General features: G+C 40.7%; 13 protein-coding genes. 10 read left to right on the top strand and 3 right to left on the bottom strand.

Annotated elements, in window-relative coordinates; genetic code table 11:
- Positions 1-8: 8 nt before the first annotated feature.
- From aguB to N8O80_RS00960, 3 genes are all read left to right on the top strand, one after another.
- Complete coding sequence (gene aguB / locus N8O80_RS00970) at positions 9-884, top strand: N-carbamoylputrescine amidase (protein WP_261026367.1); 876 nt, start codon at positions 9-11, stop codon at positions 882-884.
- Positions 885-1,074: 190 nt separating this feature from the next.
- Positions 1,075-1,776 (top strand): response regulator transcription factor, encoded by a 702-nt coding sequence (locus N8O80_RS00965; protein WP_261026365.1) that lies wholly within the window; start codon positions 1,075-1,077, stop codon positions 1,774-1,776.
- Positions 1,773-2,651, top strand: a complete 879-nt coding sequence (locus N8O80_RS00960; RefSeq protein ID WP_261026363.1) for a sensor histidine kinase — start codon at positions 1,773-1,775, stop codon at positions 2,649-2,651. The genes N8O80_RS00965 and N8O80_RS00960 overlap by 4 nt, the downstream gene beginning before the upstream one ends.
- A 38-nt stretch (positions 2,652-2,689) precedes the next feature.
- Here N8O80_RS00960 and N8O80_RS00955 read toward each other — a convergent pair whose 3' ends face one another.
- The 3 genes from N8O80_RS00955 to N8O80_RS00945 all read right to left on the bottom strand — a co-directional run bounded on the left by N8O80_RS00955 (position 2,690) and on the right by N8O80_RS00945 (position 5,312).
- Entirely contained in the window at positions 2,690-3,442 is a 753-nt protein-coding gene (locus N8O80_RS00955) for an ABC transporter permease (RefSeq protein ID WP_261026361.1), read from the bottom strand.
- A gap of 10 nt (positions 3,443-3,452) precedes the next feature.
- Positions 3,453-4,361, bottom strand: coding sequence for an ATP-binding cassette domain-containing protein (locus N8O80_RS00950; RefSeq protein ID WP_261026359.1), 909 nt, complete (start codon positions 4,359-4,361; stop codon positions 3,453-3,455).
- Between the two features lie 141 nt (positions 4,362-4,502).
- Positions 4,503-5,312 carry a Cof-type HAD-IIB family hydrolase gene (locus N8O80_RS00945; protein ID WP_261026358.1) on the bottom strand — a complete coding sequence of 270 codons (810 nt, stop codon included), beginning with the start codon at positions 5,310-5,312 and terminating at the stop codon, positions 4,503-4,505.
- A 218-nt stretch (positions 5,313-5,530) separates the two neighbouring features.
- Here N8O80_RS00945 and N8O80_RS00940 point away from each other — a divergent pair, with 218 nt between their 5' ends.
- The 7 genes from N8O80_RS00940 (at position 5,531) to N8O80_RS00910 (ending at position 17,823) form a co-directional block, all read left to right on the top strand.
- The gene (locus N8O80_RS00940) at positions 5,531-6,202 is read left to right on the top strand and encodes a CPBP family intramembrane glutamic endopeptidase (protein WP_261026356.1); all 672 of its coding nucleotides are present in this window, start codon (positions 5,531-5,533) and stop codon (positions 6,200-6,202) included.
- 129 nt (positions 6,203-6,331) lie between these two features.
- A complete protein-coding gene (gene rexB / locus N8O80_RS00935) occupies positions 6,332-9,607 on the top strand; it encodes an ATP-dependent nuclease subunit B (protein ID WP_261026353.1) in 3,276 nt (1,091 codons plus the stop codon).
- Complete coding sequence (addA, locus tag N8O80_RS00930) at positions 9,604-13,254, top strand: helicase-exonuclease AddAB subunit AddA (protein WP_261026352.1); 3,651 nt, start codon at positions 9,604-9,606, stop codon at positions 13,252-13,254. Before rexB ends, addA begins: the two co-directional genes overlap by 4 nt.
- A 17-nt stretch (positions 13,255-13,271) precedes the next feature.
- The gene (locus N8O80_RS00925) at positions 13,272-14,450 is read left to right on the top strand and encodes a hypothetical protein (RefSeq protein ID WP_120770242.1); all 1,179 of its coding nucleotides are present in this window, start codon (positions 13,272-13,274) and stop codon (positions 14,448-14,450) included.
- 188 nt (positions 14,451-14,638) lie between these two features.
- Positions 14,639-15,490 (top strand): ribosome biogenesis GTPase YlqF, encoded by an 852-nt coding sequence (ylqF, locus tag N8O80_RS00920; protein ID WP_000201306.1) that lies wholly within the window; start codon positions 14,639-14,641, stop codon positions 15,488-15,490.
- Positions 15,477-16,256, top strand: coding sequence for a ribonuclease HII (locus tag N8O80_RS00915; RefSeq protein WP_261026348.1), 780 nt, complete (start codon positions 15,477-15,479; stop codon positions 16,254-16,256). The genes ylqF and N8O80_RS00915 overlap by 14 nt, the downstream gene beginning before the upstream one ends.
- A 16-nt stretch (positions 16,257-16,272) precedes the next feature.
- Positions 16,273-17,823 (top strand): ClC family H(+)/Cl(-) exchange transporter, encoded by a 1,551-nt coding sequence (locus tag N8O80_RS00910; RefSeq protein ID WP_261026346.1) that lies wholly within the window; start codon positions 16,273-16,275, stop codon positions 17,821-17,823.
- Positions 17,824-17,874 lie beyond the last annotated feature (51 nt).

Raw genomic sequence — 17,874 nt, 5'->3', positions numbered from 1 at the left:
AGAAAAAGATGAGAAATGTAAGAGTTGCAGCCATTCAGATGCAATGTGCCAAGGATGTGACGACAAATATCCAAACCGCAGAGCGTTTAGTACATCAGGCAGCTGAGCAAGGCGCACAAATTATTCTCTTGCCCGAGTTGTTTGAACGTCCCTATTTCTGTCAGGAACGTCAGTATGACTACTACCAGCATGCCCAATCCGTAGCAGAAAATACTGCCATTCAGCATTTTAAGGTGATTGCTAAGGAACTACAAGTTGTTTTACCGATCAGTTTCTATGAAAAAGATGGCAATGTCTTGTATAACTCTATTGCCGTCATTGATGCAGATGGGGAGGTGCTAGGTGTTTATCGGAAGACCCACATTCCTGACGATCATTACTATCAAGAAAAGTTTTACTTCACGCCTGGTAACACTGGTTTCAAGGTCTGGAATACTCGCTACGCTAAGATTGGTATCGGTATCTGTTGGGATCAATGGTTCCCTGAAACAGCGCGCTGTCTTGCATTGAATGGGGCTGAATTGCTCTTTTATCCTACAGCTATCGGTTCGGAACCTATCTTGGAAACAGATAGTTGTGGCCATTGGCAACGTACCATGCAAGGACACGCAGCAGCGAATATTGTTCCAGTTATTGCAGCCAATCGTTATGGTTTGGAAGAAGTCACTCCTAGTGAAGAAAATGGTGGGCAGAGTTCTAGCCTTGACTTCTACGGTTCATCCTTTATGACGGATGAAACAGGAGCTATTCTAGAGCGAGCTGAAAGACAAGGAGAAGCTGTTCTTTTAGCAACTTATGACCTTGACAAGGGAGCAAGTGAACGCCTAAACTGGGGCTTGTTTCGAGATAGAAGACCCGAAATGTATCAACGGATTACGGACTAGTAGGGGAGAAATGAGAGATTCATTCTGCTAGACTCGTTTTCACTAGCAACTATAAGGATACTATGTTGTCTAGTAAGTGGATTTTATATTTTAACCCTCTAAGGCTTTCTCGCGCTTTTATGCGAGGAGCTTTTCTGTTTAAGCTTTATCAATAAAACATGCTATAATAGTTGCAGAAAGGTTGGTATTTATGGCTAGGATATTGGTCATTGAAGACAATAGTGACATTCAAGAGATTTTACGAACACTTCTTACTGAGGAGCATGAGGTGATTCAAGCCTTTTCTGGTACAGAAGGAATCATGCGTTTTGACCAAGGTGGGATTGACCTCGTTTTGCTAGATATCATGCTTCCTGGGAAAAATGGGGATCAGGTTTTAAAAGCTATCAGGGAACAAAGTCAAACTCCAGTCATTATGCTAACAGCTTTGAGCGATAAGAAGTTAATCAGTCAATACCTCTTAGACGGTGCCAATGATTACATAGTCAAACCTTTTGATTTGGACGAAGTCTTTGCCAGAGTTACTGTTCAATTACGCCAAAGTGCAGAAAAACAGCCTATGGAAATAGGAAAAACTGAAAATCTGCTACAAAACTTGAAAAATATCCAGTTTGATGCGGAAAGTTTTGAAATCAAAAATAGTCAGGAAACTATTCGTCTTGCCAAGAAAGAATGCTTGATTCTCCAAACTCTCCTCAAACATCCTAAGAAAATTTTCACCAAGGAAGAACTTTATGAATTGGTCTGGGAGGAGAGCTATCTACCTGGAGATAATACCCTCAATACGCATTTGAGTAATCTTCGTAAAAAATTAAACCAGCTTGACCCAAATCAAGAATATATTGAAACCATCTGGGGAGTTGGGGTAAGATTAAAAGGAGACAAGCAATGATTTACATGATAATCTTTATCCTACTAGCACTCCTAATTATTTTATCGATTGCATTGATTCGCTACCATATAGCACTTAAAAACTTGAGTCAACAGATTGAAGACAAGATTCTCACAGGTAGTATGAAAAGAGTCGGAGTCAGCATTTTCTCCAAATATTTTTTACAACTCTACCAGCAGATTGAGAATCTATTTCAGGAAATGGAGCAATCTCGACTGGTTATGAAAAGGGAAAAGCAGACTCTGGATATGGCGATTAGCAATATTGCTCATGATATTCGGACGCCTTTGACTATCGCTTCAGGCTACACCCAACAATTGATGAAGTCTCCTGAAAACCAAGCAGAAACCTTACAAAAAGTAGCTCAGCATCTTGATTTAGTTTCCAAACGCTTGGAGGCTCTCCTAGAATATCGTCGTTTGATGGAAGGAGCTGTCAAACCGAAACTGGAAGAAGTTGATCTTTCAGCTTTTATCACAAAAAAGACTCTGGCTTATTATGATGTTTTTCAGGTGGCAAATATCACGCTTGATTTTAAGGTTGAAGCTGGTCTGAAAATGAGGACTGATGAAGACTTACTGGATCGAATTTTACAAAATCTGCTTGGGAATGTCCTCAAACATGGCAAGGAAGAAGCGCGTTTATCTTTAAGAAAGGAAAAGGAACAGCTTGTCTTAGAGATTGCAAACCTTGTTAAACAGCCCATCAAAAGAATAGAAAATCTCAGCAACCGTTTTTATTCTGAAAATCTATCAGACACGGAAGAATCCTCTGGTTTAGGCCTTTACATCACTGAGGAATTATGTCATCTTCTCGGTGCAGAGATGAAACTAAGCACAGATGGGCAGTGGTTATCGGTTTTTATTCACTTTTAACGAAATAAACCTCCTCTGTAGGCTAGAGGAGGTCATTTTTATAGACTTTTCTTTTTGAAAACTGCCAGTCCACCTAGATTGAAGATTACAATAACAGCTAAGGTAACTATAAGTGTGTAGAGAATTGACTCACTATTAGCAGTCATAGCATAGAAAAATTGCAATGATAAATATGGCAAAATTTTGATACTTGGGAAGATGAGCATTGGCATAGAAAGTAAGATAGAGCTGACCAAATAGCCAATAAATACTGCAAGATAAGAATGACTAACATAGAGAATAAAGGAAACAATAGAAAGCCAAGCAAGGAGGCAAAGAAATTGAAGGAAAATGGTTGTCAATAGATTGCCAATAAAGCCATCAGGCATAGTTCCAAATCCATTTAAGATAGTTGCTGGAATAAAGGCAATCACAAGGCTGATGATAAGTTGCAAAAGTGCAATACAAGCCACTACAAAGGCTTTGGCGAGGAAAAACTCTGTACGAGAAACCCCTACTGTCAAACTATTTTTATAGAGCTTTCCGATTAAATCAACACCGAGAACTAGACAAGTTATAATAATACAGAGAAAAACGAGGTTTGAACCTTGACTAGATGCGTTAATCAGGGCTTGTACACCGTCCCAACCATGGGTTGGAATTTTTGGCTCTTCTGTCTGGATTGCCATCAGATGGCCAGTAGCTCCAATACTTGCGCCCATTAGCATGAGAGTAAAGAGAATGAATTCTGTAATCCAGAATCCTTTGGAGCGGAAAAGACGGTAAAAGTCTGCTTGAATGGTATGTATCATGATTTTCCTCCTATTCGACCAATTGAGTGAAGTATTCTTCTAGGTTTTGACGGGCATAGTAAATCTCGTCAATGGCAACATCTGCAAAAGTTAATTCCTTGAGAATCTGTTTGACATCTTGTTCATTTCCAAAGATATGGATTTCATTTTCTGGATTAACAACCTTGAACTGGAGCTGGATTTGTTCTTTCAATACTTGACAAGCTTTCTCTTGGTCAGCTGTCTTAAGCACAATATAATCCTCACTTAGTGTTTCAAATTCAGCTTTGCTGATTTCACGAATAATCTTGCCTTGATCTAAAATACCAAAACAATTAGCTAGGAGATAGAGTTCTGACAAGATATGGCTAGAGATGAGAATGGTTATTCCTTTTTCTTGGTTGAGCCGTTGAATCATTAGTCGAAATTCTTTAATACCGATTGGGTCGAGACCGTTGATAGGTTCATCTAAGATCAGGAAGTCTGGTTTGGATAAAAGGGCAATGGCGATACCAAGTCTTTGTTTCATTCCTAGCGAGAAATCACGAAAGACTTTTTTACCTGTATCTGACAAACCTACATAGTCCAGCGTTTCTCGAATGACTTGATCAGCATTTGGAATATGCCGAATCATACAGTAATATTTCAGATTTTGATAGGCTGTTAAGTGATTATGAGCTACAGGTGATTCGATAACAGAACCTACTCGAGATAGAGCCTTGGTCCACTCATTTTCCGATTTACTAGAAAAGAGGGAAACAGTTCCTTTATCCGCAAACAGTAGTTGCGTAATGATTTTGATTAAGGTAGTCTTCCCAGCTCCATTCTTACCAATAAGTCCATAAATATCTCCCTCTCTTATCGTTAGATGAAGATCCTGAAGAATAGCTTGTTTGTCAAAGTTTTTGGACAATCCATGAATGTCAAGTACTGTTTTCATGATTCTCTCCTTTTGATTTATTTTGTTAATTTTAGTATAAAGCATAGAAATCAAAGAAAGCTCAAGGATTTCTAAAGAGTTTCTAAAGTTTTAGGAATTCTTAAATATCAAAACCCAGTTGACACGAACTGGGCTTCTTAATTATAAAATATATTTCTCAATGGCACGCGCAACACCGTCTTCTTCGTTGCTGGCTGTAACGGCATCAGCTAGGGATTTGACATAATCGCTGGCATTTCCCATTGCAATGCCAAGTCCTGCAAACTGGAGCATTTCGATATCGTTATTAGCATCGCCCATGGCCATAATTTCTGAGGAATCAATCTTCAAAATCTCAGCTAGTCGAGAAAGAGCAGTAGCCTTTGTCGTTCCAAGTGGCATAGCTTCATAAATGACTGGCTGCGAACGAACTCCACTAAATCGTTGGCAGAGTTCCTCAGCAAAACGCTCTTCAAAATCATCTGTTTGTTCTTTTGTTCCCAAAAACATACCTTGGAACATACGGTACTTGCCACTAGTCGCTTCCTCAAGAAAAATTTCAGTCAGGTCTGAAAAGACTAGCTCGGCATCATTTTGGATAACTTGATTGGGCTTGCCACCGAGGACAAAATAATGTTCCTCATCAAAAAGAGTCAACTGAACATCACTTTTTTCAGCTAGGTCATAGAGATATTCGATATCAGCTGGACTCAGTTCTTGCCAATCAACCAGACTCCAATCACTTGTCTGGTGAGTTGAGCAACCGTTGTTAACAATCACATACTCATTCTGGAGATCAAGACCCAGTTTTTGATAGTAGGGGAGGACGCCAAAAAGCGGGCGACCCGTACAGAGAACTAGTTTGACACCTTTTTCAATAGCTTGGTGAATAGCAGTAATATGAGCTTGTGGGATTTCCTTGACTTCATTGAGGAGGGTTCCGTCCATATCCAAGGCTAGTAGTTTAATCATAGGTTTTCCTTCTTTATCTTTTGGTATTATTATAGCATATTTTGGAGAAGAAATTGATAGGAAGCTTGGGGCTAATTGATTTTACAGTTTAGGATGTTTTGATGACAATTTATGATTTGAAGAGTATATTTCGCTAATATATGCTATACTAAATTTGTTATACAGTTAAATAAACAATTATATTCAATAATCTAGTCAAGTAAAACAGAGGATTTAAGATGAAAAAACGGATTATTCAGATTTTACTAGCATTGTCCTTAATTTTTTACAAATCAACTTGGTTTTGGGGGCTTTTCAATCACCTCGCAAAGTCCTATCTACCAGCAAGTCGTGAATTTTTTCAGATTCTGCTTTTGATGGAGAGTGGAGTTCTTTTATTAGCAGTCATCTATCTACTAGTTTTTGCAGGAAAGCAAACTTTTCATTTCAAGTGGCAGCTGAGGTACTTTATCTACCTTTTACTGGGCTACATCATTTCGTATATGTCTGACTTTCTTTTTTCGTATTTCATATCCACGTCTTCAAATCAAATTTCTTTGAATGGAACAATAGAAATGATAGGGAGACAGGAATTACCCTATTTCTTGCTCATGGCTTGCTTCATCGGCCCTATTTCTGAGGAATTGATTTATCGCGGTGTGCTTATGACAACCTTTTTCAAAAACTCGCCTTGGTACGGAGATGTCTTGCTTTCTGCTATTATTTTCGGTTGTATTCATATCAATTTTGCTTTAACTCCTCTTGCTTTTTTCATTTATGCTAGTGGAGGTCTTGTTTTGGCTCTATTGTATCGTATGACAAAAAATCTCTACTATCCAATACTAGTTCATATTCTCATCAATATCACTGCTTTCTGGAACTTATGGTTACTCCTATTTTCAGGAAGTTAGCTTACTAAAACAATGTCGGAATTTTCCGGCATTTTCTTTTCAACAGATGAGCAAGAACTGATTATTTTCAGACTTGGCTGGCTAATCATGGTATAATAAAAGGTAATGAAAAATTCTAACGAGGCAGAGATGAAATTATTTTATACAGATATTCGGACTTCTTTGACAGAAATTCTAACCAGGGAGGCGGAGGATCTAGTTGCTGTGGGCAAGCGGGTCTTCTACATCGCTCCCAACTCTCTTTCTTTTGAAAAGGAACGCGCCGTGCTGGAATGCTTGTCCCAGCAGGCTTCTTTTGCGATTACTGTCACGCGCTTTGCTCAAATGGCTCGTTACCTGATTTTGAATGACTTGCCTGCTAAGACCAGTCTAGATGATATTGGTCTTGGGATGGCCTTTTACAAATGCCTTGCTGAACTTGATCCCAAAGACTTACGAGTATACGGCGCCATCAAGCAGGATCCTCAGCTTATCCAGCAGTTGATTGAGCTTTACCACGAGATGACCAAAGCTCAGATGAGTTTTTTGGACTTGGAGAGTTTGACGGATGAGGACAAGAGGGCCGATTTACTCTTGATTTTTGAGAAAGTAACGGCCTATCTTAATCAAGGCCAGTTGGCTCAAGGAAGTCAGTTGTCTCATTTGATTGAGGCTATTGAGAATAACAAAGTTAGTAGTAATTTTAGTCAAATCGCCTTGATTATTGATGGATTTACTCGTTTTTCTGCTGAGGAAGAGCGAATTGTGGACCTACTTCATAGCAAGGGTGTTGAGATTGTTATTGGGGCCTATGCTAGTAAGAAAGCCTATACCAGCACTTTTAGCGAGGGTAATCTCTATCAAGCCAGTGTGGAGTTTCTCCATCATCTAGCCTCTAAATACCAAACGCCTGCTCAGGACTATTCTCAAACTCATGAGCAGATGGATAGTTTTGACAAGGCATCTCGTTTACTGGAGTCTTCTTATGACTTTTCAGAACTCAGCTTGGATGTCGATGATAAGGACCGTGAAAATCTACAAATCTGGTCTTGTTTGACGCAAAAAGAAGAGTTGGAATTGGTAGCCCGTAGCATTCGTCAGAAATTATATGCCAATCCAGACCTGAGTTACAAGCATTTTCGTATTCTCTTGGGGGATGTAGCTTCTTACCAATTATCGCTGAAAACAATTTTTGACCAGTATCAGATTCCTTTCTATCTTGGTAGAAGCGAATCCATGGCCCACCACCCTTTGACACAGTTTGTCGAGTCTATTTTGGCTTTAAAACGTTATCGTTTCCGTCAGGAAGATTTGATTAACCTCCTCAGAACGGGTTTATATACCGACCTTAGCCAGGCTGATATTGACGCATTTGAGCAATATATCCGCTATCTTGGTATCAATGGCTTACCAGCCTTTCAGCAAACCTTTACCAAATCCCACCATGGAAAATTTGATTTGGAACGTTTAAATGCCCTTCGTCTGCATATTTTAACACCTCTTGAAACCCTCTTTGCCAGTCGAAAACAGAAGGCTGAAAACCTCCTACAAAAATGGAATAGCTTTCTAAAAGAAAGTTCAGTGACCAAGCAGTTACAAGATTTGACAGCCACCATGGAAGCTGTAGAACAGGAAAGACAAGCTGAAGTTTGGAAGGCTTTCTGTCATGTTTTAGATCAATTTGCGACTGTTTTTGCTGGTTCACAAGTTAGTTTAGAGGACTTCCTAGCCTTGCTCCATTCTGGAATGAGTTTGTCCCAATACCGTACCATTCCAGCAACAGTGAACACTGTTCTGGTGCAGAGTTTCGATTTGATTGCCCCTCTGACAGCTGACTTTGTCTACGCCATTGGGATGACTCAGGACAATTTACCAAAAATTGCGCAAAACACCAGTCTTTTGACTGATGAAGAAAGACAGAGCCTAAACCAAGCGACAGAAGAAGGGGTTCAATTGCTGATTGCCAGCAGTGAAAATCTCAAGAAAAATCGCTACACTATGCTTTCCTTGATCAATTCTGCTCGTAAGCAGTTGGTCTTGTCGGCTCCAAGTCTTTTTAACGAAAGTGAAAGCAAGGAATCAGCTTATCTTCAAGAGCTAGTTCATTTTGGATTTAGCAGGAAAGAGAAGAGGATGAATCACAAAGGGCTGTCTAAGAAGGATATTGGGTCCTATCACAGTCTTTTGTCTAGTCTGGTTGCCTATCACCAGCAGGGCAAGACGAGTGATACTGAGCAAGATTTGACCTTTGTCAAGGTTCTGGCGCGTGTCATGGGTAAAAAACTAGACGAAAAAGGCCTTGCAAATCCAGCCCTTCCAACCAGCCCAAGTAGCAAGCCCTTAGCCAAGGATACCTTACAAGCTCTCTATCCTACTGATCAGGAGTTTTACCTGTCTACCTCTGGTTTGACGGAGTTTTATCGCAATGAATACAGTTATTTTCTTCGCTACGTTTTAGGCTTGCAAGAAGAATTACGTCTGCGTCCTGATGCCCGCAGTCACGGAAATTTCTTGCATCGCATTTTTGAACTCGCTTTGCAGTTGCCTGACGAAGATTCCTTTGACAAACGTTTAGAACAAGCCATTCAAGAAACTAGTCAAGAACGCGAATTTGAAGCTATTTATCAAGAAAGTTTAGAAGCCCAATTTACCAAGGAAGTTTTGCTTGATGTTGCACGGACGACTGGTCATATTCTCCGCCATAATCCAGCCATTGAAACCATTAAAGAAGAGGCAACATTTGGAGGTAAAGAGCAATCCTTTATTCAATTGGACAATGGACGCAGTGTCTTTGTACGAGGTAAGGTGGACCGCATTGACCGTTTGAAAGCTGATGGAGCGATAGGAGTAGTAGACTACAAGTCTAGTCTAACTCAGTTCCAGTTTCCTCATTTCTTTAATGGCCTCAATTCCCAGTTGCCAACCTATCTAGCTGCCTTAAAAAGAGAAGGAGAGCAGAAATTTTTCGGTGCCATGTACTTGGAAATGGCTGAACCTGTCCAATCTCTGATGGCGGTTAAAAGTTTGGCAGGTGCAGTCGTAGAAGCCAGCAAATCTATGAAATACCAAGGGCTCTTTTTAGAAAAAGAAAGCAGTCATTTGGGCGAATTTTACAATAAAAATAAGGCAAATCAGCTGACGGATGAGGAATTCCAACTCTTACTAGACTACAATGCCCAACTTTACAAGAAAGCAGCTGAGAAGATTTTAGAAGGCCAGTTCGCCATTAATCCTTATACCGAAAATGGCAGAAGCATTGCACCGTATGTTCAGCAACATCAAGCGATTACTGGATTTGAAGCCAATTACCACTTGGGCCAAGCCCGTTTTCTAGAGAAGTTGGACTTAGCTGATGGTAAGCGCCTGGTCGGAGAAAAACTCAAGCAAGCTTGGGTTGAAAAAATAAGAGAGGAGTTGAATCGATGAAGCCTATTCCCTTTTTAACTGAGAAGGAAATTCAAAAACTGCAAGATGCAGAAGCGCATTCGGGCAAGGAACAAAAGAAAACCGCCGAGCAAATAGAAGCTATCTACACTTCTGGTCAGAATATCCTCGTTTCAGCGTCGGCTGGTTCTGGGAAGACTTTTGTCATGGCCGAGCGTATTCTGGACCAATTGGCGCGTGGTGTGGAAATTTCTCAACTCTTTATCTCAACCTTTACGGTCAAGGCTGCGACCGAACTCAAAGAACGTTTGGAAAAGAAAATCAGCCAACAAATCCAAGAAAGTAGTGATGTTGACCTCAAACAACACTTGGGACGCCAGTTGGCAGACCTACCCAACGCTGCCATCGGTACCATGGACTCTTTTACACAAAAATTCCTTGGTAAACATGGCTATCTGCTTGATATTGCGCCTAATTTCCGTATTTTACAAAATCAAAGCGAGCAACTCCTTCTCAAAAACGATGTCTTTCATGAAGTTTTTGAAACGCATTACCAAGGCAAACAGAAAGAGACCTTTAGCCATTTGCTGAAAAATTTTGCTGGACGTGGTAAGGATGAACGGGGGCTGCGCCAGCAGGTCTACAAAATCTATGACTTTCTCCAATCCACCAGCAATCCTCAAAAGTGGCTAAATGGCTCTTTCCTCAAAGGCTTTGAAACAGCTGATTTTACTTGTGAAAAAGAAAAACTGACTGAGCAAATCAAACAAGTCCTTTGGGATTTGGAAAGCTTTTTCCGTTATCATCTGGATAATGATGCCAAGGAGTTTGCAAAGGCTGCTTATTTAGAAAATGTTCAGTTAGTTCTGGATGAAATTGGCTCCCTAAATCAGGAGTCCGATAGTCAGGCTTATCAAGCGGTGCTTGCGCGAGTTGTTGTAATTTCGAAAGAGAAAAACGGTCGATCTCTGACTAATGCCAGTCGTAAGGCTGATTTGAAGCCACTGGCCGATGCCTACAACGAGGAGAGAAAGACCCAGTTTGCTAAACTAGGACAATTGTCAGACCAGATAACCATTCTCGACTATCAAGAACGTTATCATGGAGATACATGGGAACTAGCTAAAACCTTCCAAGCCTTCATGAGTGATTTTGTGGAAGCTTATCGTCAGCGTAAACGTCAGGAAAATGCCTTTGAATTCGCTGATATCAGCCATTACACCATTGAGATTTTAGAGAATTTCCCGCAAGTCCGTGAAGCTTATCAGGAACGTTTCCATGAAGTCATGGTAGACGAGTATCAAGATACCAATCATATTCAAGAACGGATGCTGGAATTACTTTCTAATGGTCACAATCGCTTTATGGTGGGAGATATCAAGCAATCTATCTATCGTTTCCGTCAGGCAGACCCGCAGATTTTCAATGAAAAGTTCCAACGCTATGCGCAAAATCCCCAAGAAGGAAAGCTGATTTTGCTTAAAGAAAATTTCCGTAGCAGTTCAGAAGTGCTATCAGCAACCAATGATGTTTTTGAACGTCTTATGGACCAAGAGGTCGGCGAAATCAACTATGATAATATGCACCAGCTTGTTTTTGCCAATACCAAACTAACTCCTAATACAGACAATAAGGCAGAATTTCTCCTCTACGACAAGGACGACTCTGGTGAGGAAGAAGAGGGGCAGGCAGAAACGAAATTAACAGGGGAAATGCGCTTAGTTATCAAGGAAATCCTTAAACTTCATCAGGAAAAAGGTGTTGCCTTTAAAGAAATCGCCCTTCTGACCTCCAGTCGCAGTCGTAATGACCAGATTCTCCTCGCCCTGTATGAGTACGGAATTCCTGTCAAAACCGATGGAGAGCAAAACAATTATCTCCAATCCCTAGAAGTGCAAGTCATGCTGGACACCCTTCGTGTCATTCACAATCCCCTACAAGACTATGCCTTGGTTGCCCTTATGAAGTCTCCTATGTTTGGCTTTGATGAAGACGAGTTAGCACGTTTGTCTCTTCAGAAAGATGAGGACAAAGTCCAAGAAAACCTCTATGAGAAACTGGTCAATGCACAAAAAATGGTAAGTAGCCAAAAAGTCTTGATTCACTCAGCTCTAGCCGAGAAACTAAAGCAATTCATGGATATCTTGGATTCTTGGCGCTTGTATGCCAAAACCCACTCCCTCTATGACTTGATTTGGAAGATTTACAACGACCGTTTTTATTATGATTATGTGGGTGCTTTACCAAATGGTCCTGCTAGACAGGCCAATCTCTACGCACTAGCTTTGAGAGCAGATCAATTTGAAAAGAGCACTTTCAAGGGCTTGTCTCGTTTTATTGGTATGATTAACCAAGTTTTAGAAGCCCAGCACGATTTGGCAAGCGTGGCTGTCGCACCGCCAAAAGATGCAGTAGAGCTCATGACCATCCACAAGAGTAAAGGGCTGGAGTTTCCTTACGTCTTTATCCTCAATATGGATCAAGACTTTAACAAGCAAGACAGCATGTCAGAAGTCATTCTCAGTCGTCAGAATGGTATTGGTGTCAAATATATTGCCAAAATAGAGACAGGAGCAGTAGAAGACTACTATCCTAAAACCATCAAACTCTCCATTCCGAGTCTGACCTATAGACAGAACGAAGAAGAATTACAGCTGGCAAGCTATTCAGAGCAAATGCGTCTACTGTATGTTGCTATGACACGGGCTGAGAAAAAGCTTTATCTTATCGGTAAGGGTTCTCGTGAAAAGCTGGAAGCCAAGGAATACCCAGCAGCTAAAAATGGAAAACTAAACAGCAACACTAGACTTCAAGCCAAGAATTTCCAAGATTGGATTTGGGCTATCAGTAAAGTATTTGCCAAGGATCATCTCAACTTTAGCTATCGTTTTGTTGGTGAAGATCAGCTGACTACAGAAGCTATCGGTCAGTTGGAAAACAAAAGTCCTCTCCAAGATAGCTCCCAAGTAGACAATCGTCAGTCAGAAACCATCAAAGAAGCCCTTGAAATGCTGAAAGAGGTGGAAGTTTATAATACTCTTCACCGTGCAGCCATTGAACTTCCTAGTGTTCAAACCCCAAGTCAAATCAAGAAATTCTACGAACCAGTTATGGATATGGATGGTGTCGAGATTGCAGGTCAAGGCAAGTCAGTAGACAAGAAAATCAACTTTGATTTGCCAGATTTTTCAACCAAAGAAAAAGTAACAGGAGCTGAGATTGGTAGTGCTACCCACGAACTCATGCAGAGAATTGACCTCAGTCAGCGACCAACACTTGCTAGCCTGACAGAAACTCTCAAACAAGTTCAAACCAGCCAAGCTGTTAGAGACAAGATTAATCTTGCTAAAATTCTTTCATTCTTTGACACAGCACTCGGTCAGGAAATTCTCACAAATACCAACCATCTCTACCGCGAGCAACCCTTCTCCATGCTCAAACGAGACCAAAAGAGTCAGGAAGACTTTGTTGTCCGTGGTATCCTTGATGGCTATCTGCTTTACGAAGACAAAATTGTTCTGTTCGACTATAAGACAGACCGCTATGATGAACCAAGTCAACTCATAGACCGTTATCGTGGTCAGTTAGCCCTATACGGAGAGGCTTTATCTCGAGCCTATTCTATTGAAAATATTGACAAATACTTGATTTTACTCGGTAAAGACGAAGTTCAAGTTGTAAAAGTATAATCTAGAAAGGAAACCTCATGACACTTCCAGTTAGAAAATCCCTGCATGATGCGGTTTTACAGGCTTCAAAAGCTGATACTTGGGAACAAGCTACCAAGGAATGGAATGAAGTTTCCTTGATTTTTAACGGTATCGGCCGTAGCAATTGTGTCTGTGGAAATGCCATCAAGTACGCTTACGAACTCTTTAACGGCGTCACAGGTCAACGCCTCTTTCCGATTGGTAGCGATTGTGTTCGTCATTTTCATCGATTGTCTCTTGACCAGCAATTGGAAGAGGAAGAAAAACTACTCAGAAAAGTTGAAAATCTGACCAGAAAAGCTAAGAAAAAGGAAAAAATCAAGGTCAATAAAAGTGACTTTGACGAACGACTTCTAAAATGGCTCTGGGAAAAAGGTGTTTTCAAGCCCAATCGTGGCAATCAGTTCTCACCTGAGAAAGACTACCAGCTTTTCCTAGTAGTCTTTCAGGGAGGAAGTTGGACCAAGGCAGAGCCTAAGAAGAAGGCTCGGATGGAAGAAGTCCTTGAAAAGTTTATCAAACCCTTTTTACTTGGCAAACCAGATGACCAACTCTACCTTGTCAAGCTAGGCAAGGAGAAAATTGACTACGAACAAGAACTCCGTATCCAGGCAGAGAAAGAGCGCAAGAAGAGGGATAAAATCGCCAAACAATATGCAGACAATCTGGTTCTAGCCATGGGTCCAGCAGAGCGTGCCTATCAAGATTACTTTGGCTTTACAGAAACCCTAACTCAAGAAGAACGCAAGTGGGAAAAAATTCTTTTTGGTAAAAATAGGACAGAACGGGCTGTCAAGGCCAAACAATACCAAAAAGAGCTGGAAAAAGACCAACGAATTGCTAGTCAGGATCCAATTGAAAGAAAGCAGAAGCAGACCTGGCTCCTCAATTCCTATTTCCGTGAGCTTCCTGACGAAAAATCCCGCTTTGCTCGACTCTTATTAGAATATCGAAAAAGTGGAGAAGTGCCATTTTCAACTGAATATCTGTCAGACCATCTGCTCGACTTTTTCTATAAAATGAAAGCCTTTGAGTTTGAAATCGCACCAGAACAAGTTCGAGATTTTCTAAAAGAAAGCCTTCAAGCAGAGCATCTCTCCTCAGCACAAGAAAGCTGGATAGAAGGAATTTTGACAAATTGTATAGTCCCATTTTTATCTCGAATACTCATCTAAAACTAAATATATAAGATATATAATTTTATATAAGGTTAATATACAAATCAAGTGGGGTTGAAATCAGTCTTCCTTTAAAAAGTAGCTATTACAAACAAAAGCTTATGCAAAAAAGACTAATTTATGATAGAATAGAGGATAAGAAAGAAAACGTTTTTACAGTTTTTTCAATCCGAAGGAGATATATTATGGCTACTATTCAATGGTTTCCTGGTCACATGTCTAAAGCTCGTCGACAGGTGCAGGAAAATTTAAAATTTGTTGATTTTGTGACGATTTTGGTGGATGCCCGCTTACCTCTATCTAGTCAAAATCCTATGTTGACCAAAATTGTTGGTGACAAACCAAAACTCTTGATTTTAAATAAGGCGGACTTGGCTGACCCAGCAATGACCAAGGAATGGCGCCAGTATTTTGAATCACAAGGAATTCAGACGCTAGCTATCAACTCCAAAGAGCAAGTGACTGTAAAAGTTGTAACAGATGCGGCCAAAAAGCTCATGGCGGATAAGATTGCTCGCCAAAAAGAACGTGGCATCAAGATTGAAACCTTGCGTACCATGATTATCGGGATTCCAAATGCTGGTAAATCAACTCTGATGAACCGCTTGGCTGGTAAAAAAATTGCCGTTGTCGGAAACAAACCAGGTGTGACCAAGGGGCAACAATGGCTCAAAACCAACAAAGACTTGGAAATCTTAGATACGCCAGGGATTCTTTGGCCTAAGTTTGAGGATGAAACTGTTGCGCTTAAGTTGGCCTTGACCGGAGCTATTAAAGACCAGTTGCTTCCTATGGATGAGGTAACTATTTTTGGCCTCAATTATTTCAAAGAACATTATCCAGAAAAGTTGGCTGAACGCTTCAAGCAAATGAAAATTGAAGAAGAAGCGCCTATTATTATTATGGACATGACCCGCGCCCTCGGTTTCCGTGATGACTATGACCGCTTTTACAGTCTCTTCGTGAAGGAAGTCCGCGACGGCAAACTCGGTAACTATACCTTAGATACATTGGAAGACCTCGATGGCGACGATTAAAGAAATCAAAGAACTCCTTGCTACTGTCAAGGACCTTGATAGCCCTATTATTTTAGATTTTGAAAAGGATAATCGCTCTGGAGTTCAAAAGGAAATCAGCAAGCGTAAAAAAGCCATTCAGGCAGAATTGGAGGAGGATCTTCGTTTGGAATCCATGCTTTCCTATGAAAAAGAACTTTACAAGCAAGGATTGACCTTAATTGCTGGTGTTGATGAGGTCGGCCGAGGTCCTCTGGCTGGGCCAGTAGTTGCTGCAGCCGTTATCTTGCCTAAAAATTGTAAGATTAGAGGCCTCAACGACAGCAAGAAAATTCCTAAAAAGAAACATCTGGAGATTTTCCAAGCCGTTAAAGATCAAGCCTTATCAATCGGCATTGGTATCATAGATAATCAGGTCATCGACCAAGTCAATATCTATGAAGCAACCAAACTAGCCATGCAGGAAGCAATTTCCCAGCTCAGTCCTCAACCTGAGCACCTTTTGATCGATGCCATGAAACTGGATTTACCAATTTCACAAACATCTATCATCAAAGGAGATGCTAATTCCCTTTCAATTGCAGCAGCTTCTATAGTAGCCAAGGTGACACGTGATGAATTGATGAGGGAATACGATCAGCAATTTCCTGGCTATGACTTTGCTACTAATGCAGGATATGGAACTGCTAAACACCTGGAAGGCCTCACAAAACTAGGAGTTACCCCAATTCACCGAACCAGCTTTGAACCCGTTAAATCACTGGTTTTAGGAGAAAAAGAAAGTTAAGTTAGAAGGAATGATTATGGAGGAACAGTCAGAAACACTCAGTTCCAAGAAAGAATTTGCCTTTGCCTCAAGCACCATATTATCCCAAGTTGGACGAGGAATCATCGTCGGTCTTGTCGTTGGGATCATCGTTGGATCTTTTCGATTTTCAATCGAAAAAGGCTTCCACCTAATACAAGGACTTTATCAAGATCAAGCGCACCTAGTGCGCAATCTTCTTATCATTGGTCTATTTTATTTAATAGTTTGTTGGCTCAGTGCGAAATTAACTCGATCAGAAAAAGACATCAAAGGCTCAGGAATTCCTCAAGTCGAAGCTGAATTAAAGGGACTCATGACCCTCAACTGGTGGGGTGTTCTTTGGAAAAAATATGTTCTAGGAATTCTTGCAATTGCCAGCGGACTCATGCTGGGGCGTGAAGGACCAAGTATTCAACTTGGAGCTGTCGGCGGTAAAGGAATTGCTAAGTGGCTCAAATCCAGTCCAGTTGAGGAACGTTCCCTTATTGCAAGTGGAGCTGCAGCAGGATTAGCCGCAGCCTTTAATGCTCCTATTGCAGGACTTCTCTTTGTGGTAGAAGAAGTTTATCACCATTTTTCACGCTTTTTCTGGGTATCTACTCTCGCAGCTAGTCTCGTAGCAAACTTTGTTTCCCTACTCATATTTGGTCTAACACCAGTATTGGACATGCCAGATAACATTCCTCTCATGACCCTGGATCAGTATTGGATTTACCTCCTTATGGGGATTTTTCTAGGACTTTCCGGTTTTCTCTATGAGAAAGCTGTACTTAATGTTGGCAGAGTTTATGACTGGATTGGTCAAAAAATCCGTTTGGATAGAGCTTATTATCCAATTCTGGCCTTCATTCTCATCATACCAGTCGGAATCTTCTTACCCCAAATCCTTGGTGGTGGAAATCAGCTGGTTCTTTCCTTAACTGAGCAAGATTTTAGTTTCCAAGTTCTATTAGCTTACTTTCTGATTCGCTTTGTTTGGAGCATGATTAGTTATGGAAGTGGTCTTCCAGGAGGAATTTTCCTACCCATTTTGGCGCTTGGTTCCTTGCTTGGAGCCCTAGTTGGTGTTATTTGTGTCAATCTTGGTCTTGTCAGTCAAGAGCAATTCCCTATATTTGTCATTCTAGGAATGAGTGGCTATTTTGGAGCAATATCTAAGGCTCCCTTAACTGCTATGATACTCGTAACTGAGATGGTAGGAGATATTCGTAACCTCATGCCACTTGGATTAGTAACCTTGGTCGCCTACATCATCATGGATCTACTAAAGGGTGCACCAGTATATGAGGCTATGTTGGAAAAAATGCTGCCAGAAGAAGCGACAGATGAAGGTGAAGTCACTCTCATTGAAATCCCTGTTTCAGATAAAATAGCAGGAAAACAAGTACACGAACTCAACTTGCCACATAACGTACTCATCACCACCCAAGTTCATAATGGCAAGAGCCAAACAGTTAACGGCTCAACCAGAATGTATCTCGGAGATATGATTCACCTAGTTATTCCAAAAAGTGAAATTGGGAAAGTCAAAGATTTGTTGTTGTAGGGTTTTACATAATTTATGTTATGTAAAGATAAATTTCTTAATTAAATATAT

Origin of the sequence: Streptococcus mitis, from assembly GCF_946190155.1 — a bacterium.
Lineage (GTDB): Bacteria > Bacillota > Bacilli > Lactobacillales > Streptococcaceae > Streptococcus > Streptococcus mitis_CL.
This window is presented reverse-complemented; position numbering and strand designations above follow the sequence as displayed.

Excerpts from the sequence above, each read along its gene's own strand:
- N8O80_RS00925 (WP_120770242.1), top strand. The coding sequence starts at position 13,272 with ATGACACTTCCAGTTAGAAAATCCCTGCATGATGCGGTTTTACAGGCT.
- ylqF (WP_000201306.1), top strand. The coding sequence starts at position 14,639 with ATGGCTACTATTCAATGGTTTCCTGGTCACATGTCTAAAGCTCGTCGA.
- N8O80_RS00950 (WP_261026359.1), bottom strand. The coding sequence starts at position 4,361 with ATGAAAACAGTACTTGACATTCATGGATTGTCCAAAAACTTTGACAAA.
- N8O80_RS00955 (WP_261026361.1), bottom strand. The coding sequence starts at position 3,442 with ATGATACATACCATTCAAGCAGACTTTTACCGTCTTTTCCGCTCCAAA.
- addA (WP_261026352.1), top strand. The coding sequence starts at position 9,604 with ATGAAGCCTATTCCCTTTTTAACTGAGAAGGAAATTCAAAAACTGCAA.
- N8O80_RS00945 (WP_261026358.1), bottom strand. The coding sequence starts at position 5,312 with ATGATTAAACTACTAGCCTTGGATATGGACGGAACCCTCCTCAATGAA.
- N8O80_RS00960 (WP_261026363.1), top strand. The coding sequence starts at position 1,773 with ATGATTTACATGATAATCTTTATCCTACTAGCACTCCTAATTATTTTA.
- aguB (WP_261026367.1), top strand. The coding sequence starts at position 9 with ATGAGAAATGTAAGAGTTGCAGCCATTCAGATGCAATGTGCCAAGGAT.
- rexB (WP_261026353.1), top strand. The coding sequence starts at position 6,332 with ATGAAATTATTTTATACAGATATTCGGACTTCTTTGACAGAAATTCTA.
- N8O80_RS00940 (WP_261026356.1), top strand. The coding sequence starts at position 5,531 with ATGAAAAAACGGATTATTCAGATTTTACTAGCATTGTCCTTAATTTTT.
- N8O80_RS00965 (WP_261026365.1), top strand. The coding sequence starts at position 1,075 with ATGGCTAGGATATTGGTCATTGAAGACAATAGTGACATTCAAGAGATT.
- N8O80_RS00915 (WP_261026348.1), top strand. The coding sequence starts at position 15,477 with ATGGCGACGATTAAAGAAATCAAAGAACTCCTTGCTACTGTCAAGGAC.
- N8O80_RS00910 (WP_261026346.1), top strand. The coding sequence starts at position 16,273 with ATGGAGGAACAGTCAGAAACACTCAGTTCCAAGAAAGAATTTGCCTTT.